This is a genomic window from Neobacillus novalis NBRC 102450, assembly GCF_001591805.1.
GTDB lineage: Bacteria > Bacillota > Bacilli > Bacillales > Cytobacillaceae > Neobacillus > Neobacillus novalis.
Genome location: NZ_BCVP01000004.1, coordinates 19505 through 36489, shown reverse-complemented (window position 1 = coordinate 36489; position 16985 = coordinate 19505). Strand labels below are relative to the sequence as shown.

The following is a 16985-nucleotide window of genomic DNA, read 5'->3' as shown; positions in this document are numbered from 1 at the left end:
AACTTAAGCATAATTGAAAACGAAAGTTAATTAGGTGACCTGCATCACACATTCGCTATGATTTTTAATTTTTTCCTTCATTTTTGTGACATTTGATATGTCAGCAAGTTTTCGGTAGGCTTATAATAAAGATTAGCTGTATATAAATTTAGTACATAACGAAAAAACTTACCCGTTTTAGGCAGGAGCTGATTAGTTTGTTAGAAAGAAGAAAAACGATTCCGATAGGAGAAGCCGTCCAAAAAATAATGGAATATCAATTACATGGTGTAACGGAACATGTTTCGATAAATGAAAGCTTTAGCCGTTTTTTATCTGAGGATTTAATAGCGACTAGTGATGTACCTCATTTTGACAGGGCTCCATACGATGGCTTTGCCGTCAGATCAATTGATACCACTGAAGCCTCACAGTCCAATCCAGTCGAATTCGAAGTGGTTGACCATATAGGTGCTGGAATGGTTTCAAAGAAAGTTGTCGGTCAAAATCAGGCCGTGAGAATTATGACCGGTGCGATGATGCCTGAAGGAACAGATGCAGTTGTCATGTTTGAAGTCGCACAGGACTACGAAAAAGATGGAAAGCCATTTATGTCCATTAAACGCAGCTTTAAAAAGGGTGATAATGTTTCCTTTATAGGTGAAGATGCCAAAGAAGGTGAAATTTTAGTTAAAAAAGGGACAGTAATTAATCCTGGTATTCAAGCAATGCTGGCTACATTTGGCTATAACGATGTCCCCGTAGCCAAAAAGCCGCTAGTAGGTCTGTTTGCGACCGGTACAGAGCTGTTAGAAGTATACGAGGAATTAGTTCCAGGGAAGATTCGTAACAGTAATTCTCATATGATTGCTGCCCAAATCGAGAGGGCTGGGGGAAATGTTCATTACTTTGGAAAGCTTCCGGATGAATTCGATACATGCTTTGAAGCAGTCAAAAACGCTTTAAAAGAGGTAGATATGTTAATTACCACTGGAGGTGTGTCGGTAGGTGACTTTGATTACCTTCCTGCAATTTACAAAAAACTAGGTGCCGAGGTATTCTTTAATAAAGTTGCGATGCGTCCCGGAAGTGTGACGACAGTGGCACAGTACAATAGAAAAATTCTATTCGGACTTTCAGGCAATCCTTCCGCCTGTTATGTTGGATTTGAATTGTTTGCCCGGCCAATAATTCGCAGAATGCTATTTTCGAAAAAACCGCACTTACGAAGAGAAAAAGCGATTCTTGAGGTCGACTTTCTTAAGGCAAATCCATTTACGAGATTTGTTCGCAGCTCTGTATTTATCAAAGATGGCAGGTTAAAAGTGGCGCCGAGCGGATTAGATAAGTCAAATATCATTATGAGCCTTTCGGGTGCAAATTCCTTAACGATTCTTCCAGGCGGTACGAGAGGATTTACTGCCGGCAGTGAGGTAGAGGTGTTATTACTTGAGGACCAAACTGGCAGTGAGTGGCCTTGGTAAGGCCTGTTATATTCCAGGTGGTAGGTTATCAAAATAGCGGTAAGACCACTGTAATGGTAAAGCTTATTCAGGCGTTAAGAGACCTGGGATTAACAACAGTTACAATCAAACATCACGGTCACGGCGGCAAACCAGAAGTAATAGAACAAAAGGATTCAACGAGACATCTTTCAGCAGGAGCATCCGCCTCTGTCGTTGAGGGTGATGGAAGACTGATCCTGCAGGCAGAAAATATCAATAGCAGCCTAGAGGACCAAATTAGACTTATGGAATATTTTCAACCTGATGTGCATTTGATTGAAGGTTATAAGTTTGAAAATTATCCGAAATTATTGCTGGTAAGGAATCATAAAGACCTTTCGCTGTTAGCCAAGGTGGACAATATTAAGGTAATAATGTATTGGGAAGAAACGCTGAGAGAACCCCTTAATGAGCAAACAAACATCCCTTGCTTTCCTATTCATGATCAAACAGCCATTCTTTTGTTAGCTCAGACAATAAAAAAGCTTTTTCTCGCAAATCTGTAAAAAAGAAGGCTTTCGCCTTCTTTTTTATTTTGCCTGTCTTAGTTTTTTTCTGAAGACTGCGACACACAGAAGCAGCATTGGAATGAGCAGCTGAATGGAAATAAAATAAAAAGGTGTGGTAGTCCCCATACTATGAATCATTTCTTGAAATGAGGACGCTGACCAAATAGAGAAAAGAATAATTAAAAAACCAAATGGTAAGATAATTGGCTTATAACTTGGCAATTTCAGCCATTGTGAGGTTCCGAGAACGAGCATATAAAAAAACGCCGATAGCTGTACAAAACCACCAAGAACCCAAACGGCTATGACAATTGACTCGACATGTTCAAAAAATGATCCAATGCTAATATATCTCGCCGCTTGAAACACTGGAAATTGAGTGTTGGTAATAATTCCTCCAAATAGAAATATATTTCCTAGATTGATATATACCATTGTCAGGACACTCACAATTACAGACAATATACTCCATTTCATCGCTTTTGTTTCGTCCGATAAAAGAGGAAGCAGGAAGGACAATAACGAAAATTGACTTAACCAAGCATGTGGTGCAAGAGATCCTTTAACAGAAGGTATCCAGCCATCCTCCATGATTGGAAAGATATTTTTTACGTTCAGATCGGGAATTAAGAATAAATAAATCATTACGTAAAGAACCAAGACAATTGGCAAGAAAACAGTAGCACTCCTCCCTAATACTTCTATGCCCCCATGGACAGCAAAAGCACAAGTTAGTGCTATACCTCCAGTAACAACAACTATCGGAGTTTTATGCAAAAAGGCACTTTCGACGAATTCCCCATATTCCCTAAAAGCTATGGCCGTATCATATAAAAGGAAGAATAAGAAGATGAACCCGATGATCTTTCCAAAGGTACGACCAAGAATGAGTTCACTATATTCGACAAGGGTCTTCTTCGGGTAAAGTTTATAGAGTTTAGTTATAATTAAAACAATCAAAAAACCGCTTAAAGCAGCCCAAAGGGGAGAAAGCCATAGATCACGTTTTGCCTGTTGTGCGGTAATAAATGGAATATAAAGAATGGCCGTGGCAACAACGACCGCGTACATAATTAGTGCCATTTGGAAGGAGGAAATTTTCCCTTTTTCAATCATTTTGCTTCATTCCTTTATAAGATACTAACTAATTTCCCAATATCTGCCGATTGGTTTGAAGATAAAGTCAATTAATTGGCTTGGTCCAGGCATGTTAGGGAATAAAATGAGTAAAATAGCAAGCACCCATCCAATCGTAATTACCGTAAAAAACACTACCTGCATTTTCCTTATATTTTTCTTCAGTTTCGGCCATTCATATAAAATGATAAGCATCAATAGAGCCGTTATTCCCAATATCCCTCCCCACTTCATTATTCTCCCCCACCTTTTTTGGCTTTCTCATTGGATAAACCTGTTCTTCTAATATTTACCTTTGTATCGAATGTAACGTCTACTTTTCGGAATATTTCGCTCCATTCGTTTTTCTTCCTTTTCCATGTACCTGGATAATCCCGATGGAACGCTCCTGCAAAGCCAAATATATCAGCATTCATTTTTTTCCGTGCTTTTGATAAAGTCAATCTCTCTCTTTCCTCAATTTCTTGAACAACCATCCGTTTTACTTTTTTTGACGACTTTAGATTTAACAAATTAAGATTTGTTGTATTTTGAATAACTTCTAGATCTGTATCCGTCTTAACCATGATGCTCCAGTTTCCGTTTGAAATCTTAGGAATCAACTGGTTATGGCTTCTTAACAAATTTAATGACACAAAGCCCTTTTCGTCTTTTAAAGAAATCGTAATAATACCTGATTTCATTTCATTTCTCGGCCAAAGTATCCCCCTAGATTCTTTATCGCTCAGTCTCCCGACCATCTTATCTCCTTTCAATACGGCTGACCCTTTAATGAATGGAATGTTCTTCCCCTCGTTAACTTCCAAATTGGACGGTGACATTTTTGCAACCCAAGGAATGACGGCTGCACTAGAATCCCCTGTTAACATTTCCGACAAATCTTTTACAGTTACTTTTACACCTATTTGTGAGTCGACCAATTTGCTCAGCTGTTTAGCAGCGTCCCGCTCCAACTCCGGCATCGACTCCAAAACTTCCTTTGCTGAGTCCATAGAAACAAAAACATCAGCACGTTCGCGTGGATCCGTATGCCCCATCCAAAAATCAATTTGATCCCCAATTCCTTTTTTTGCTAATTTCTCGCCGATAATTAGCACCTCGTTTTGTCCCCAGAAAATCCGCCTTGTAAGCTTCTCTTGGAGCCTAGACATCGCATCAGCAATTGTTACTCCTTCGGCTGATCTAACTAAAGTTTGACTACTAGTACTTCCGCTTGACACCCCTCCTTGTTGTCCGCCTTCTGCCGGTTTTGGTATAAATACTTGGACGGATAGTTCAATCTCCTTATTTTTACTTATATCAACCCCAGTTGCCAAAATGATTGCTAAGTCATTTACTTCTGTACGATCCCAGCATCCGGCAAGCAAAAGTATTATGAGGCAAAGAAGAAGGACTAGGGAAATATATTTATTCTTCCTTCGTCTGAAAAAGTCCATCATTAATCACCACCTTTACTTGGATCGGGTTTCTGATCATGAGGCTGCCGATGCAGGTTCCCTAATTCAGTAGACGAGGATTCCGGAAGAGTGTTCATTGCCCACCAAGGGGCACGAATGAGTACATCCTTTAAATTGTGAATCTTAAGTGGGGCCATTGAATTTAAATACGGAACACCGAAAGAACGTATGGTGCAAAGATGTACGACAATAGCGATAATCCCAAGCATAACCCCTAATAAACCTAATATTCCGGATAATATCATGATTGGAAAGCGCAGCATCCGAATCGCAATTCCTGCAGCATATCTTGGTAGTAAAAACGAGGCGACCCCCGTAATCGCCACCACCATTACCATCGCTGATGAAACAAGACCAGCCGTGGTTGCTGCTTGTCCAATGACAAGTGCGCCAACGATACTTACTGCAGCACCTACTTGTTTCGGCAGTCTTATACCCGCTTCGCGCAATGCCTCAAATGTGATTTCCATAATGAATGCTTCAATCAATGCCGGGAATGGGATTTGCTCACGGCTTTGGGCAATGGTTAAGAGGAGAGATGCTGGGACCATTTCTTGGTGGTACGTAAGAATAGCAACATAAGCTGATGGAGCGAGCAATGCGATAAAAAAGAATAAATAACGCAGCCAACGGATGAATGTACTGATTAAAAATCGGTTGTAGTAATCTTCTGGTGCTTGTAACAAACTTGCGAACGTACATGGAGCAATAAGGGTGAAGGGAGTTCCATCAATCAATATGACAACCCGTCCTTCTAAAAGGCTGGAGGCCGCAACATCCGGCCGTTCTGTTGATAATACTTGCGGGAAAGGCGAAAAAGGGTCATCCTCAATCATTTCCTCGATATACCCGCTTTCCAAAATACCATCGATTTCAATTCGTTCTAACCGATTTGTCACTTCTTTGATTAATGTGTTGCTTGCGATCCCATCAATATAAGCAATGATTACTTGCGTTTCTGTGAACTTACCGATTGTCATTTGTTTCATTTTTAATGCGGGATGGCGAATTTTTCTACGTAAAAGGGAAGTATTTACTCTTAATGTTTCAACAAAACCTTCCCTCGGACCGCGAATAACGGATTCGGCCACAGGATCCTCGATTCCCCGTTTCTCCCACTTTGGTAAACCTATAGAAATTCCTTTTATTTTATTGTTAATAAGAATCACGGGGTTTCCAATTGAAATTTGTTTAATAACATCAGTAATGGTGTGGATTACCAATACATCAGAAACAGCTAATTTCTTACTTACATTTTCAATCGATGTTCCTGGATCAAAGCTTTCCAACTGTACGAGTGGCATGAGAACCTGTTGATCAATTTCCTGAGTATTTGAAAGCCCATCGATATAAATGAGAGCAGCTTTTGTCCGAGCACCGATGGTAAATTCGCGAAATACGACATCGGAGCAATCGGTATAAGCTGATTTTAGTAATTCGATATTTTGATTCAAATCTAGATTGATCGGTATGTTGGGTAATTTAGATAGTGTTTCTGTTATTTGCTGGCTTGGAAAACGGTATCCTTTATTTTTTTTATGCTTAAAATAATTCATCAGCAGGATCCCCTTATTAATAATCAAGGTTATTCTTTCCAAAAAAAGCGGGATTATGAGAATTTTGTAGATGACTTAAAGAAAGAGATGAAATTTCTTCACAATTGTAGGTGTCATTATGTGATATGTTTCACTTTTTTTTCTGCTTCGCTACCTTATATTAAAGGCAGATAGGAATAAGGAGTGACGAAGATGAAATTATTTTTACCTAAACAACATGGTGCTTGGGCAATGCTGATCATCCCTTTTTGGCTTGGAGTCATCGATGGGGGGTTTTTATGGCAGCATATCCCGTTTTTTATTGGCTGGCTCTTATTGTATTTGGCAACCTATCCGATGCTCCTCTTATTTAAAAAGAAAAAAATCCCCTTTTATACAAAGTGGACGCTTATTTATATGGTACCCGCATTATTGCTATTAGGCGTCCCATTAGCAGCAAGACCAAGCCTTTTTTATTTTGGACTTTTGATGATGCCGTTTTTTATGATCAATGCTTACTATACTTCAAAAAATCAAGACCGTGCCTTTATGAATGATATTAGCGCTATCTTCGCTTTTTCGATAGCCGGCTTGGCCAGCAATTATTTATATGAGGGTAATGTGAACGCAACAGCGCTTATTTTTACCTTTATTACATCAGTACTATTTTTTATCGGCTGTACCTTTTATGTGAAATCCATGATTAGGGAAAAGAAGAATACAAAGTTCAAATGGATCTCATGGGGGTACCATTTCCTGCTCGTTCTTGTCTGGTTCATAGGTGGTTTTTGGATTGTAGCACTCGCCTTTATTCCGAGCTTGCTTAGAGCGATCCTTTTTTACGGAAAGAAATTATCTCCAAAGCAAATCGGCATTTACGAAATCATAAACTCATGTCTGTTCTTCATTATCATTGCTGTACAAATAATTTTACACAAATAAAAAAAGCCGATACCGGCTTTTTTTTCGTAGAAATTGCTAATCAACCTTACATATTTCTGTTGGACATTCTTCGCAATCGATTTCCCTTTTTAAGTACCCTAAATCATGAATCGTAATCGTGCCCTTATCTATCGAGATGGTGCCAGTTTTTCTTAGGTCGCTCAGTAAGCGGTTTACTACTTCACGGGAAGTGCCGCAGAAATTAGCCAATTCTTGATTGGTTAACGGTAAACCAATCAATATCCCTTTATTGGTTTTAATACCATAGCTATTGCTGATTCGAATCAGTGTGGAATACAAAGCGCCTTTTTTGCCGTGGAGAACCAAGTCACGAAATTTGGTTTGCGTTTTCCGATATTGCAGACTCATCCATTTTATGAATTCAAAGGAAAGTGAGAGATCTTGCGAAAGCTTTTCTTCCAGAATGTCCTTCATAATGACGGCCACTTCACCACTTTCAACAACCCGTGCGCTTAATAAATACCTGGAAGCAGGGGAGAATAAATTTAATTCACCGACAAAATCACCACTAGAGCACATTCTTAATGTAAGCTCCCTTCCGTCAGGAATAATTTTACTAATTTGGAGTATCCCGCTTTGGACTATATACAATTCATCGGCAACAGAACCTTCCTGAAAAAGAAAGGTGCCTTTTTTTATTTTTCTGACATGATGCACCGTATCAAATAGATGGGTAAATGTTACTGGTAATTCTTTAACTGACTGCATGCTCATAACCACCTTTAAAGGTGCGAAATTAATCGCAAATTTGATTTTTTAAAAAATGACAGTCATGATTGGGTTTGTAAGATATTACTATAATTATATTGTTAACCAGGAATAATTAGCAATAAATGTGGAATAAGTTCATATAATCGTCAAAAGTCCTACGACATTTTTATTATTCCTCAGGAAATAACGTCGATGTTTGTAGAAATTTGAAAGAAATTCCTATAATGACAACACCCGAAAAGGAGATAATAGTGAGTAGATGAAAAGGAGGGAAAAGAATGGGCCAAAACCGCCAGTTTAAATCAGGGAAAAAAGCACCAAATAACGGCATTTATATTGAAGAGGGTGAAACGGGAAGTAATGTACTCCATCCCAAACAAATAAAGCTTAAAGCAGGGGATCCATTTCCTGAGACATCGAATGATAACCGGGTTTGGACATATCAGCGCAAGCCTTAATACATGGTAAAAGACAAAGTCATCCAAGCGGGTGGCTTTTTCCCTGTCCAAAATTTTACTCCAGTAATGGATTGTTTTATAATAATGATAATAGGTCAAAAAAGGTCAAATGAGGAGTGTGACAATATGGACTTAAACCGAATGACTGAACGATTGCAACAAGGCTTAATGGTTGCACAGTCAATAGCAGTTAAGAAAAGTCATCAAGAGGTTGATGAACCTCACTTACTTTTGGCGTTAATGGAGCAGGAGGACAGCCTTATTGCTGCCATTCTTGAAAGGGCCGGTTTGCCTGCCGAAAAAATTAAAAACAGCCTTCTGGAATCATTGGCTAAAAAACCTCAAGTTACAGGAGGCGGAGTCCAGCAAGGGAAACTTTATATCACGGCGAAGCTGCAAAAACTACTGGTAAGTGCTGAGGAATTTGCGTCAAAGTTTTCCGATGAGTTTATCTCTGTTGAGCATATTCTCTTGGCTGCTTCGTTTGCAAACGATTCTGAGATGTGGAAGATTGTTAATGCCTTTGGGAAAACAGCGGAAGAAATAGTAAAAGCGATAAAGGAAATAAGGGGGAATCAACGAGTGACATCACAAAATCCGGAAGCTGGATATGATGCTCTAAAGAAATACGGCAGGGATCTCGTTGCCGAGGTAAAGGCCGGAAAAATGGACCCGGTCATTGGAAGGGACACAGAAATCCGCAATGTTATTCGGATTTTATCGAGGAAGACAAAGAACAATCCTGTCCTAATTGGTGAACCTGGTGTAGGGAAGACAGCAATTGTAGAAGGGCTTGCCGAGCGGATTGTCAGGAAGGATGTTCCTGAAGGTTTGAAGGATAAAACGATTTTTTCACTTGATATGAGCGCGCTTATTGCCGGGGCGAAATTCAGGGGCGAGTTTGAAGAAAGACTGAAAGCAGTCCTAAATGAAATCAAAAAAAGTGAAGGGCAGATATTGCTGTTCATTGATGAAATTCATACGATAGTAGGGGCAGGTAAGACAGAAGGAGCCATGGATGCCGGCAATATGTTAAAACCAATGCTTGCCCGCGGTGAGCTTCATTGTATTGGGGCTACAACACTTGATGAGCATCGAAAATATATTGAAAAAGACCCCGCACTTGAGCGGAGGTTTCAGCAGGTACTTGTCCAAGAACCGAATGTTGAAGACACCATTTCCATTTTACGAGGCCTAAAGGAAAGGTATGAGGTACACCACGGAGTGAAAATTCATGATCATGCCTTGGTTGCGGCAGCAACGCTTTCAGACCGTTATATTACTGATCGATTTTTACCGGATAAAGCTATAGACCTTGTTGACGAAGCCTGTGCCCTGATTCGTACCGAAATTGACTCAATGCCGACTGAATTGGATGAAGTAACCCGCAGGGTCATGCAGCTCGAAATTGAAGAAGCTGCTTTAAGAAAAGAGAGTGACGAAGGAAGTAAACTAAGGCTTGAAGTTCTGTTAAAGGAACTTGCTGATTTAAAAGAACAGCTGGATATAATGAAGGCAAAATGGCTGCAAGAGAAACAATGCATTCAGGAATTACAGGACAAACGGGGGAAGCTTGAAAAACTTCGCAGAGAGCTTCAGCAGGCAGAGGATAAATATGATTTAAATAGGGCAGCGGAACTTCGCCATGGACAAATTCCATTAGCGGAAAAGGAACTTAAGGAATTGGAAGCGGAGGCAAGAAAGGGGGAGCGGTTACTTCGTGAGGAGGTGACCGGGGAAGAAATCTCGAATATTGTATCTAGATGGACAGGAATTCCCCTCTCTAAGCTAGTCGAAGGGGAACGAGAAAAGCTGCTCAAATTAGATTCAATTCTGCATGAGCGGGTAATCGGCCAAAATGAAGCCGTCCGATTGGTAACTGATGCAGTCCTCCGGGCAAGGGCGGGAATCAAGGATCCTAACCGGCCGATTGGTTCATTTTTATTTCTTGGGCCGACAGGCGTGGGGAAAACGGAGCTAGCGAAAGCATTGGCAGAGTCGCTATTTGACAGTGAAGAACAGATTATTCGTATTGATATGTCCGAATATATGGAGAAGCATGCCGTCTCTCGCTTAATTGGTGCACCTCCGGGTTATGTCGGCTATGAAGAAGGCGGACAGCTGACTGAAGCGGTACGAAGAAGGCCATATTCGGTTATTTTAATGGACGAAATCGAAAAGGCCCATCCGGAAGTGTTCAATATTCTCCTCCAAGCACTTGATGATGGGCGAATAACGGATTCACAAGGCCGGGTTGTCGACTTTAAGAATACCGTTATTATCATGACCTCCAATATTGGCTCGCATTTTTTATTAGAACGAAGTGAAAATGAGATTGAAATATCTGAAGTGACTAGAGATAGGGTGATGAGTCAGCTAAGGGCCCATTTCCGTCCCGAATTTTTAAATCGAATTGATGAAACCATTCTCTTTAAGCCGCTGTCACTAAGTGAGATAAAAAACATTGTTGTGAAGATGATGAGGGAGCTCGAAAATAGGTTAAAGCAGCAGCAAATTGATATTTCCATTCGTGAGGATGCAAAAGAATTTATCGCTGAAAATGGCTTTGACCCAATCTATGGCGCAAGACCGTTGAAACGTTATATTCAACGGAATATTGAAACCAAACTGGCTCGTGAAATCATTGCAGGGAGAGTAACTGACCAGTCAAAGGTTGAAATCACAATCGAAGATGGAGAAGTGGCATTAACGGTGAATTAAAGCAAGATCATCCTAAGAAAAAAGGTCATCCATATGTATGGAAGACCTTTTTTGTTCAACGATTAATGATTTTCAACTGGCTCATTTGGAATCACAGCGGCAGCAATGAATATCAATACGGTTACCCCAACAGAAACAATAGCACCGGGGATAAAATCAAATTCCGCACCAGGGGTCATTGAACTAACTACATAAGAAAGCATTTGCACTAAAAGAAAGGACCAGAGAAATGTCCAAAAGAATCGCACTATTTTTCACCTCTAACCTATTTTACATCTTTACTCATATTATCATATGTTTTCGAAATAATAAATGGTTTATCAACAATTCTAAAAAAACGCCGAGACCTTTTCAAATATACACAGGAAATAGGCAAACTCCCATTCATCTTTTGTGAAATGACATACAATATTTTGAGGAACTATGTAAAAGGAGATTTATCTATGGAAAATCGCAATTTTCAAATGGATACCCAATGGAATATTATTCATTACCCAGAAAAGCCTGCCGGATTTGGGGTCTTAATCATAGGAGATGAAAGGCATTTTGTCGATGAGAGTAAATGCTTTTGGACACAAAATGAAGGAAAGCTGGCCTTTATCGACCAATTAAAAGAAAAAGGGTACACCATTTTTTCCTCAAATCTATATGGGCGAAACTGGGGAAGCGAAAAAGCTGTTGAGCTTGCGCAAAGATTATACCAGTACGTCATTCGAAGCGAGATCCTTAATAATCAAATTCATATATTGGCTGAAGGAATGGGAGCTCTCGTTGCCGTAAAATTAATGGAAAAGATGGAGGGGTGTATTAGGTCTGTGATCCTTCTAAATCCAATTCTTTCCTTAAAGCACCATATTGAACAGGAAAAGGAGCATAAATTTTTTTATAAAAAATTGATGAGGGAACTATCAGCTGCCCATAAAATGGGCCAAAGGGCGCTAGAAGGCAAAATATCCAGCATGGAGGATACCATTAATCTTGAGTTCGACGTTCCCGTTAAGATTATTCATGTCCTATCTGGTGGAAAATCGTATGCTCAATCAAAACTGTATCAACAAATCATTCGTACTCGAGAAATCCATCCTACTTATATTCTTCCTGAAAAAAAACCACAGCTCGGCAAAATATTTATTAAGTTTTTTAATAGTCATGAAACAGTCCTGTAAGACACCTTCCTCTCCACTAAGAAATATTTCCTTCATGAACCGCATAGGATTCTATAAGGGCTAGATTTGGGGAGGAAGATTTTAATGGACAAGGCCGTTATTTTTGGTGTGTACGAATTTATCAGTTTTCATGCTTGCAAAACGCTGCTTAATAAGGGTGTTGAAGTTGTAGGCATCCACATAGATGAGATAGAAAGTAATTTATTTCGTGAGGAAAAAAGACTTGAGATAGGCAGGAATGCTAACTATAGCGAACAAACATTAGCAGAGTTGGAAAATTGCCGTGAGGAAGCCAACGTAAAAACGGCTTTTATTCTTTCGATATACGATTTATATATCCTTAACAAGGAAGCAATTTTACGAAAAGAAAAGATAATAGAATCGATATTTCACTATTTGCAACGGAATCAAAAAAATATTGAATTAATATTTCTTCTGCCAATTCAAATGCTTGGCGCTAAAAGGGACATAGAATTAACAGATTTCTTAAATAAAACGAAGGGCCAGGTGAAAAATAGCCAATTATTTTATTTACCTGCCATCTACGGACCCTGGCAGCCTGAAGCATTTTTATTTCAACAGGCGATTATTGCAAAATTTCAGAAGCAGGAACTTAAGCTTGCAGACAGGGAATGGACTGGGGATGTTCTATTTGTAGATGATGCAGCGGCATCCATTTTTGAAATTCTGGAAACGAGAAAATACGAGGATCCTCCAAGAAGTTATCTGCTAAAAAGTGGGGAGAAGAGTTATTGGACCAGGTGTGCCGCATTTCTTCATATAAAAGAAGGTTTGGTAAAATCCAATACTCTTGAACCAATGAAAGTGGATCATGAAGTTATCAAGGTTTCCGTAAAGGTAACTTCCATAGCAGATTCTATCACTAAACAAGTAGAACATGTAAATCGTTTATTCCCAACCGGTTTGTAAAGACACCTGGATTTTTATAATCTTAACTCCTGTTAAAAATCCCTAAAACTTAGTGTGTCGGAAATTTATCTTTCCATTTGATTACGCTAAGGTTAGAATAAAAGGAAAAAAGAGTTTCTTTCTATAAATTCGATGGGAAGGAACAGATGTGTAATGGAATGCCTGCCGTTTTAAAGGAGTTGCATGGAATGCTGAACCGTTTCGGAATTATTCTTTTTTGTCTTTTTTTACTTGGAGCCTGCGGGGAAACAAAGTCTTCAGGTAAATTACAGAAAGCGGGCTTGTTAGTTCCTGAAACTGTCAATGACCAGGTATGGGGTACGAAAGGCTTTAAAGGAATGTTGAAGGTACAATCAAAATTTAATATAGATGTCTTTTATAAAGAAGGAATGAATTCAGAAACCGTCGTCGCACGAGCGGTAGAAGAATTCAATCAAAAAGGAGTAAATCTAATTTTTGGCCACGGTTCTGAGTACGCTGAATATTTCAATAATATTTCCAAAAACTATCCCAATATACATTTTGTCAGCTTTAACGGTGATGCAAAAAACTCAAATACAACCAGTTTAAACTTTAAGGCACATGCAATGGGTTTTTTTGGCGGGATGGTTGCAGCCCATATGTCCTCACAGCAAAAGGTGGGTGTGATAGCCGCCTATGAATGGCAGCCGGAGATTGAAGGCTTTTATCAAGGAGCGAAGGCCGAAAATAAACAAATCAATGTCAGTATCGAATACGTTGGCAATTGGGACGATGGAAAAAAGGCGGTTCAATTAGTTGATTCAATGTTGGAAGATGGTGTCGATGTGGTCTATCCAGCTGGTGACGGATTTAATGTTCCGGTTATTGAACGGCTTAAGGAACGCGGATTATTTGCTATTGGCTATGTTTCAGATCAGTCTGACCTCGGGGAATCGACCGTTTTAACAAGCACTATTCAGCAGGTTGATACATTATATGAAAAAGTTGCTGACCAATACAACAATGGAAAGCTAAAATCGGGTAACCTTTCCTTTGATTTTCAAGATGATGTTATCTCCCTTGGTAAATACAGTCCATTAGTTGATAAAAAATTTATTCAGAGTATGAATGAACAAATAATAACCTATCAGAAAACAGGAAAATTGCCGAAATAAAGTGATTATGAAATACATAATAAAAATAAGCTGCCGCCATAATAAGCAGCTTATTTCTTTTTCCAAATTTGTTCAATAAATGGATAAACCTGTTGGAATAATGGCTTTAACCCTTGGACAGATTCCACTAGGGTATCGATATGCCTCATGAGTTCCTCATAATTAATAGTGGATTGGTTATAAGCTTGCTCTTGATATTGTTCACGATGAGGATGCCCTCTTCTACGGCCAAACATGAAAGCAGTGAACGGATCTTGTTCCACTTTTTCTTCTGATTTATGTTCTTCCAAGTTATCTATTTCCAGTTCATCATCTCTTTCTAAACTTTCCCCTTCCTGCGCTTCCATTTTCCATACTTCCCCTTTCCGCATATGTCTTTTTATTAGAATATGATCAAACGAATAAAAGGAATGTACATTAGCGGAGTATAAAAGGAAGAAATAGTTGCCTAACATAGGGTTCATTTGCTAAAATTAGTACCAAGTCTTAATAATTGATATAAAATAAAAAGATGAGCCAAATAAAGAAGGAGCTGGAACTTGTGAGAGCTGGCATTGTTGGAATTGGCAGGTATTTACCAGAGAAAATTGTCACTAATCATGACTTAGAAAAAATCATGGATACCTCGGATGAATGGATTCGTACTAGAACAGGAATCGAGCAAAGACGAATTGCAGCGGATGATGTTGATACATCGGATATGGCATTTTCTGCCGCTCAAAAGGCAATTGAAGATGCAGGAATTACCGCAGGCGAGATTGATTTGATTTTGGTTGCTACGGTTACCCCTGATACGCCGTTTCCCTCTGTTGCCTGCAGGATTCAAGAAAGGTTAGGGGCAGTGAAAGCGGCAGCAATGGATGTTAGCGCGGCATGTGCAGGGTTTATGTATGGAATCGTCACAGCCAAACAATTTATTGAGTCAGAGGTATATAAAAATGTACTTGTAGTGGGTGTTGAAAAGCTTTCTAAAATCACGGATTGGAATGACCGCAATACCGCCGTTTTATTTGGGGACGGAGCTGGAGCCGCTATTATCGGTCCTGTTTCAGGAAACCGAGGGATTTTATCCTTTGAGCTCGGTGCCGACGGAACAGGCGCTAAACACCTGTACCAAGACGAGTATATCATTATGAACGGCCGAGAAGTATTCAAGTTTGCTGTTCGCCAAATGGGCGAGAGCTGTCTCCATGTTTTAGAAAAGGCGGGCTTAACAAAAGAGGATGTTGATTTCCTTATCCCACATCAAGCCAATATACGAATCATGGAAGCATCTCGACAAAGATTAGAACTGCCTGCCGAGAAAATGTCGAAAACAGTGCATAAATATGGCAATACCTCATCGGCGTCGATACCGATTTCGATTGTCGAAGAAGTAGAAGCTGGAAAGATTAAAGATGATGACGTTATCGTCATGGTTGGCTTTGGCGGCGGTCTAACCTGGGGCGCTATTGCGATAAGATGGGGAAAATAGTTTCTGATATTATTAAAATAGGGTAAGTTATAGAGAAAAGGAGATGTACAAATGGAAAAGCGAAGGGTTGTTGTAACTGGCATCGGGGCGGTAACACCGCTGGGACTCGATGCTGATACAACTTGGAAAGGTATATTAGAAGGAAAATCAGGTGTGGGGCCGCTGACAAGAGTCAATGCCGATGAGTATCCGGCAAAGGTAGCAGCGGAAGTAACAGACTTTAATCCGGAAACGTTTATGGATAGAAAAGATGCCAGAAAAATGGACCGTTTTACCCAGTTTGCTGTAGCATCCGCAATAATGGCAGTTAAAGATGCTGATTTAACGATTAATGAAGAAAACTCTCATCGTGTCGGTGTCTGGATTGGTTCTGGAATCGGCGGGATGGAAACCTTTGAACAACAATATGAAATTTTTCAAAAAAGAGGGTACAAACGTGTCAGCCCATTCTTTGTCCCAATGTTAATTCCGGATATGGCCACAGGTCAAGTTTCAATTACACTAGGGGCTAGGGGCTTCAATTCTTGTACCGTTACAGCCTGTGCAACGGGAACGAATTCGATTGGCGATGCCTTTAAAGTAATTCAGCGCGGCGATGCCGATGCTATGGTATCGGGTGGTGCTGAAGCTCCTATTACAAAGATGTCTGTTGCCGGTTTTTGTGCCAATACCGCCCTTTCTACAAATCCAGACCCGCAAACAGCAAGCAGACCATTTGATAAAAATAGGGATGGCTTTGTTATAGGAGAAGGTGCAGGGATTGTTGTTTTGGAAGAATTAGACCATGCCTTAGCACGTGGTGCAAAAATATATGCCGAAATTGTTGGCTACGGGGCAACAGGAGATGCTTACCATATCACCGCACCGGCGCCTGGCGGTGAAGGCGGTGCCAGGGCAATGAAAATGGCGATTAATGATGGCGGGTTGAAGCCTGAGGATATTGATTATGTAAATGCCCATGGTACAAGCACCGAATATAACGATAAATTCGAAACGCTTGCCGTGAAAGAAGTATTTGGCGACCATGCCTACAAACTGGCGATGAGTTCAACAAAATCAATGACCGGTCATCTTCTCGGCGCAGCTGGCGGGATTGAAGCCATCTTTACGGTGCTGGCAATGAGAGACAGTATGCTCCCGCCAACCATTAATTATGAAACACCAGACCCGGATTGTGACCTGGATTACGTCGTAAATACAGCACGTCCAAAAGAAATTAAGGCAGCTATGAGCAATTCACTAGGCTTTGGCGGCCATAACGCCACAATTGTCTTTAAAAAATACGAATAAAAATTAGGCTCGGC

17 protein-coding genes are annotated in these 16985 nt (G+C 40.0%); 10 read left to right on the top strand and 7 right to left on the bottom strand.

Going from position 1 to position 16985, the window contains the following annotated elements:
• Positions 1 to 197 precede the first annotated feature (197 nt).
• Together BANVL01_RS02425 and mobB are read left to right on the top strand one after the other, a co-directional pair.
• Positions 198 to 1463, top strand: coding sequence for a molybdopterin molybdotransferase MoeA (locus tag BANVL01_RS02425; protein ID WP_066084328.1), 1266 nt, complete (start codon positions 198 to 200; stop codon positions 1461 to 1463).
• Positions 1451 to 1990 carry a molybdopterin-guanine dinucleotide biosynthesis protein B gene (mobB, locus tag BANVL01_RS02420; protein ID WP_066084330.1) on the top strand — a complete coding sequence of 180 codons (540 nt, stop codon included), beginning with the start codon at positions 1451 to 1453 and terminating at the stop codon, positions 1988 to 1990. The genes BANVL01_RS02425 and mobB overlap by 13 nt, the downstream gene beginning before the upstream one ends.
• 24 nt (positions 1991 to 2014) lie before the next feature.
• Here mobB and BANVL01_RS02415 read toward each other — a convergent pair whose 3' ends face one another.
• The 4 genes from BANVL01_RS02415 to BANVL01_RS02400 are packed head-to-tail and all read right to left on the bottom strand — an operon-like array spanning position 2015 to position 6143.
• Positions 2015 to 3109: a GerAB/ArcD/ProY family transporter gene (locus BANVL01_RS02415; RefSeq protein ID WP_082804847.1), complete on the bottom strand. Its 1095-nt coding sequence runs from the start codon at positions 3107 to 3109 to the stop codon at positions 2015 to 2017.
• A 24-nt stretch (positions 3110 to 3133) separates the two neighbouring features.
• Positions 3134 to 3364 (bottom strand): hypothetical protein, encoded by a 231-nt coding sequence (locus tag BANVL01_RS02410; RefSeq protein ID WP_066084332.1) that lies wholly within the window; start codon positions 3362 to 3364, stop codon positions 3134 to 3136.
• Complete coding sequence (locus BANVL01_RS02405; RefSeq protein ID WP_066147685.1) at positions 3364 to 4569, bottom strand: Ger(x)C family spore germination protein; 1206 nt, start codon at positions 4567 to 4569, stop codon at positions 3364 to 3366. Before BANVL01_RS02405 ends, BANVL01_RS02410 begins: the two co-directional genes overlap by 1 nt.
• Positions 4569 to 6143, bottom strand: a complete 1575-nt coding sequence (locus tag BANVL01_RS02400; RefSeq protein WP_066084333.1) for a spore germination protein — start codon at positions 6141 to 6143, stop codon at positions 4569 to 4571. The genes BANVL01_RS02405 and BANVL01_RS02400 overlap by 1 nt, the downstream gene beginning before the upstream one ends.
• A 192-nt stretch (positions 6144 to 6335) precedes the next feature.
• Here BANVL01_RS02400 and BANVL01_RS02395 point away from each other — a divergent pair, with 192 nt between their 5' ends.
• Complete coding sequence (locus BANVL01_RS02395) at positions 6336 to 7064, top strand: YwiC-like family protein (protein ID WP_066084335.1); 729 nt, start codon at positions 6336 to 6338, stop codon at positions 7062 to 7064.
• 36 nt (positions 7065 to 7100) lie between these two features.
• Here BANVL01_RS02395 and BANVL01_RS02390 read toward each other — a convergent pair whose 3' ends face one another.
• Positions 7101 to 7793, bottom strand: coding sequence for a Crp/Fnr family transcriptional regulator (locus BANVL01_RS02390; RefSeq protein ID WP_082804846.1), 693 nt, complete (start codon positions 7791 to 7793; stop codon positions 7101 to 7103).
• Between the two features lie 281 nt (positions 7794 to 8074).
• Between BANVL01_RS02390 and BANVL01_RS02385 the strand changes: the two genes are divergently transcribed.
• On the top strand, positions 8075 to 8254 hold the full coding sequence (locus BANVL01_RS02385) for a YjzC family protein (RefSeq protein ID WP_066084336.1): 180 nt from the start codon (positions 8075 to 8077) through the stop codon (positions 8252 to 8254).
• A 126-nt stretch (positions 8255 to 8380) separates the two neighbouring features.
• Positions 8381 to 10975 (top strand): ATP-dependent chaperone ClpB, encoded by a 2595-nt coding sequence (gene clpB, locus BANVL01_RS02380; protein ID WP_066084337.1) that lies wholly within the window; start codon positions 8381 to 8383, stop codon positions 10973 to 10975.
• A gap of 62 nt (positions 10976 to 11037) precedes the next feature.
• Here clpB and BANVL01_RS02375 read toward each other — a convergent pair whose 3' ends face one another.
• Positions 11038 to 11223, bottom strand: coding sequence for a YjzD family protein (locus BANVL01_RS02375; protein ID WP_066084338.1), 186 nt, complete (start codon positions 11221 to 11223; stop codon positions 11038 to 11040).
• A gap of 195 nt (positions 11224 to 11418) precedes the next feature.
• On the opposite strand from BANVL01_RS02375, the gene BANVL01_RS02370 reads away from it, so the two are divergent.
• From BANVL01_RS02370 to BANVL01_RS02360, 3 genes are all read left to right on the top strand, one after another.
• Positions 11419 to 12141 carry a hydrolase gene (locus BANVL01_RS02370; RefSeq protein WP_066084340.1) on the top strand — a complete coding sequence of 241 codons (723 nt, stop codon included), beginning with the start codon at positions 11419 to 11421 and terminating at the stop codon, positions 12139 to 12141.
• 84 nt (positions 12142 to 12225) lie between these two features.
• A complete protein-coding gene (locus BANVL01_RS02365) occupies positions 12226 to 13071 on the top strand; it encodes a hypothetical protein (protein ID WP_066084341.1) in 846 nt (281 codons plus the stop codon).
• A 188-nt stretch (positions 13072 to 13259) separates the two neighbouring features.
• Complete coding sequence (locus tag BANVL01_RS02360; RefSeq protein ID WP_066096241.1) at positions 13260 to 14207, top strand: BMP family ABC transporter substrate-binding protein; 948 nt, start codon at positions 13260 to 13262, stop codon at positions 14205 to 14207.
• A 50-nt stretch (positions 14208 to 14257) separates the two neighbouring features.
• Here BANVL01_RS02360 and BANVL01_RS02355 read toward each other — a convergent pair whose 3' ends face one another.
• On the bottom strand, positions 14258 to 14554 hold the full coding sequence (locus tag BANVL01_RS02355) for a hypothetical protein (RefSeq protein WP_066084344.1): 297 nt from the start codon (positions 14552 to 14554) through the stop codon (positions 14258 to 14260).
• Between the two features lie 194 nt (positions 14555 to 14748).
• Here BANVL01_RS02355 and BANVL01_RS02350 point away from each other — a divergent pair, with 194 nt between their 5' ends.
• On the top strand, positions 14749 to 15681 hold the full coding sequence (locus tag BANVL01_RS02350; protein WP_066084399.1) for a beta-ketoacyl-ACP synthase III: 933 nt from the start codon (positions 14749 to 14751) through the stop codon (positions 15679 to 15681).
• A 51-nt stretch (positions 15682 to 15732) separates the two neighbouring features.
• Complete coding sequence (gene fabF, locus BANVL01_RS02345; protein WP_066084400.1) at positions 15733 to 16971, top strand: beta-ketoacyl-ACP synthase II; 1239 nt, start codon at positions 15733 to 15735, stop codon at positions 16969 to 16971.
• Positions 16972 to 16985 lie beyond the last annotated feature (14 nt).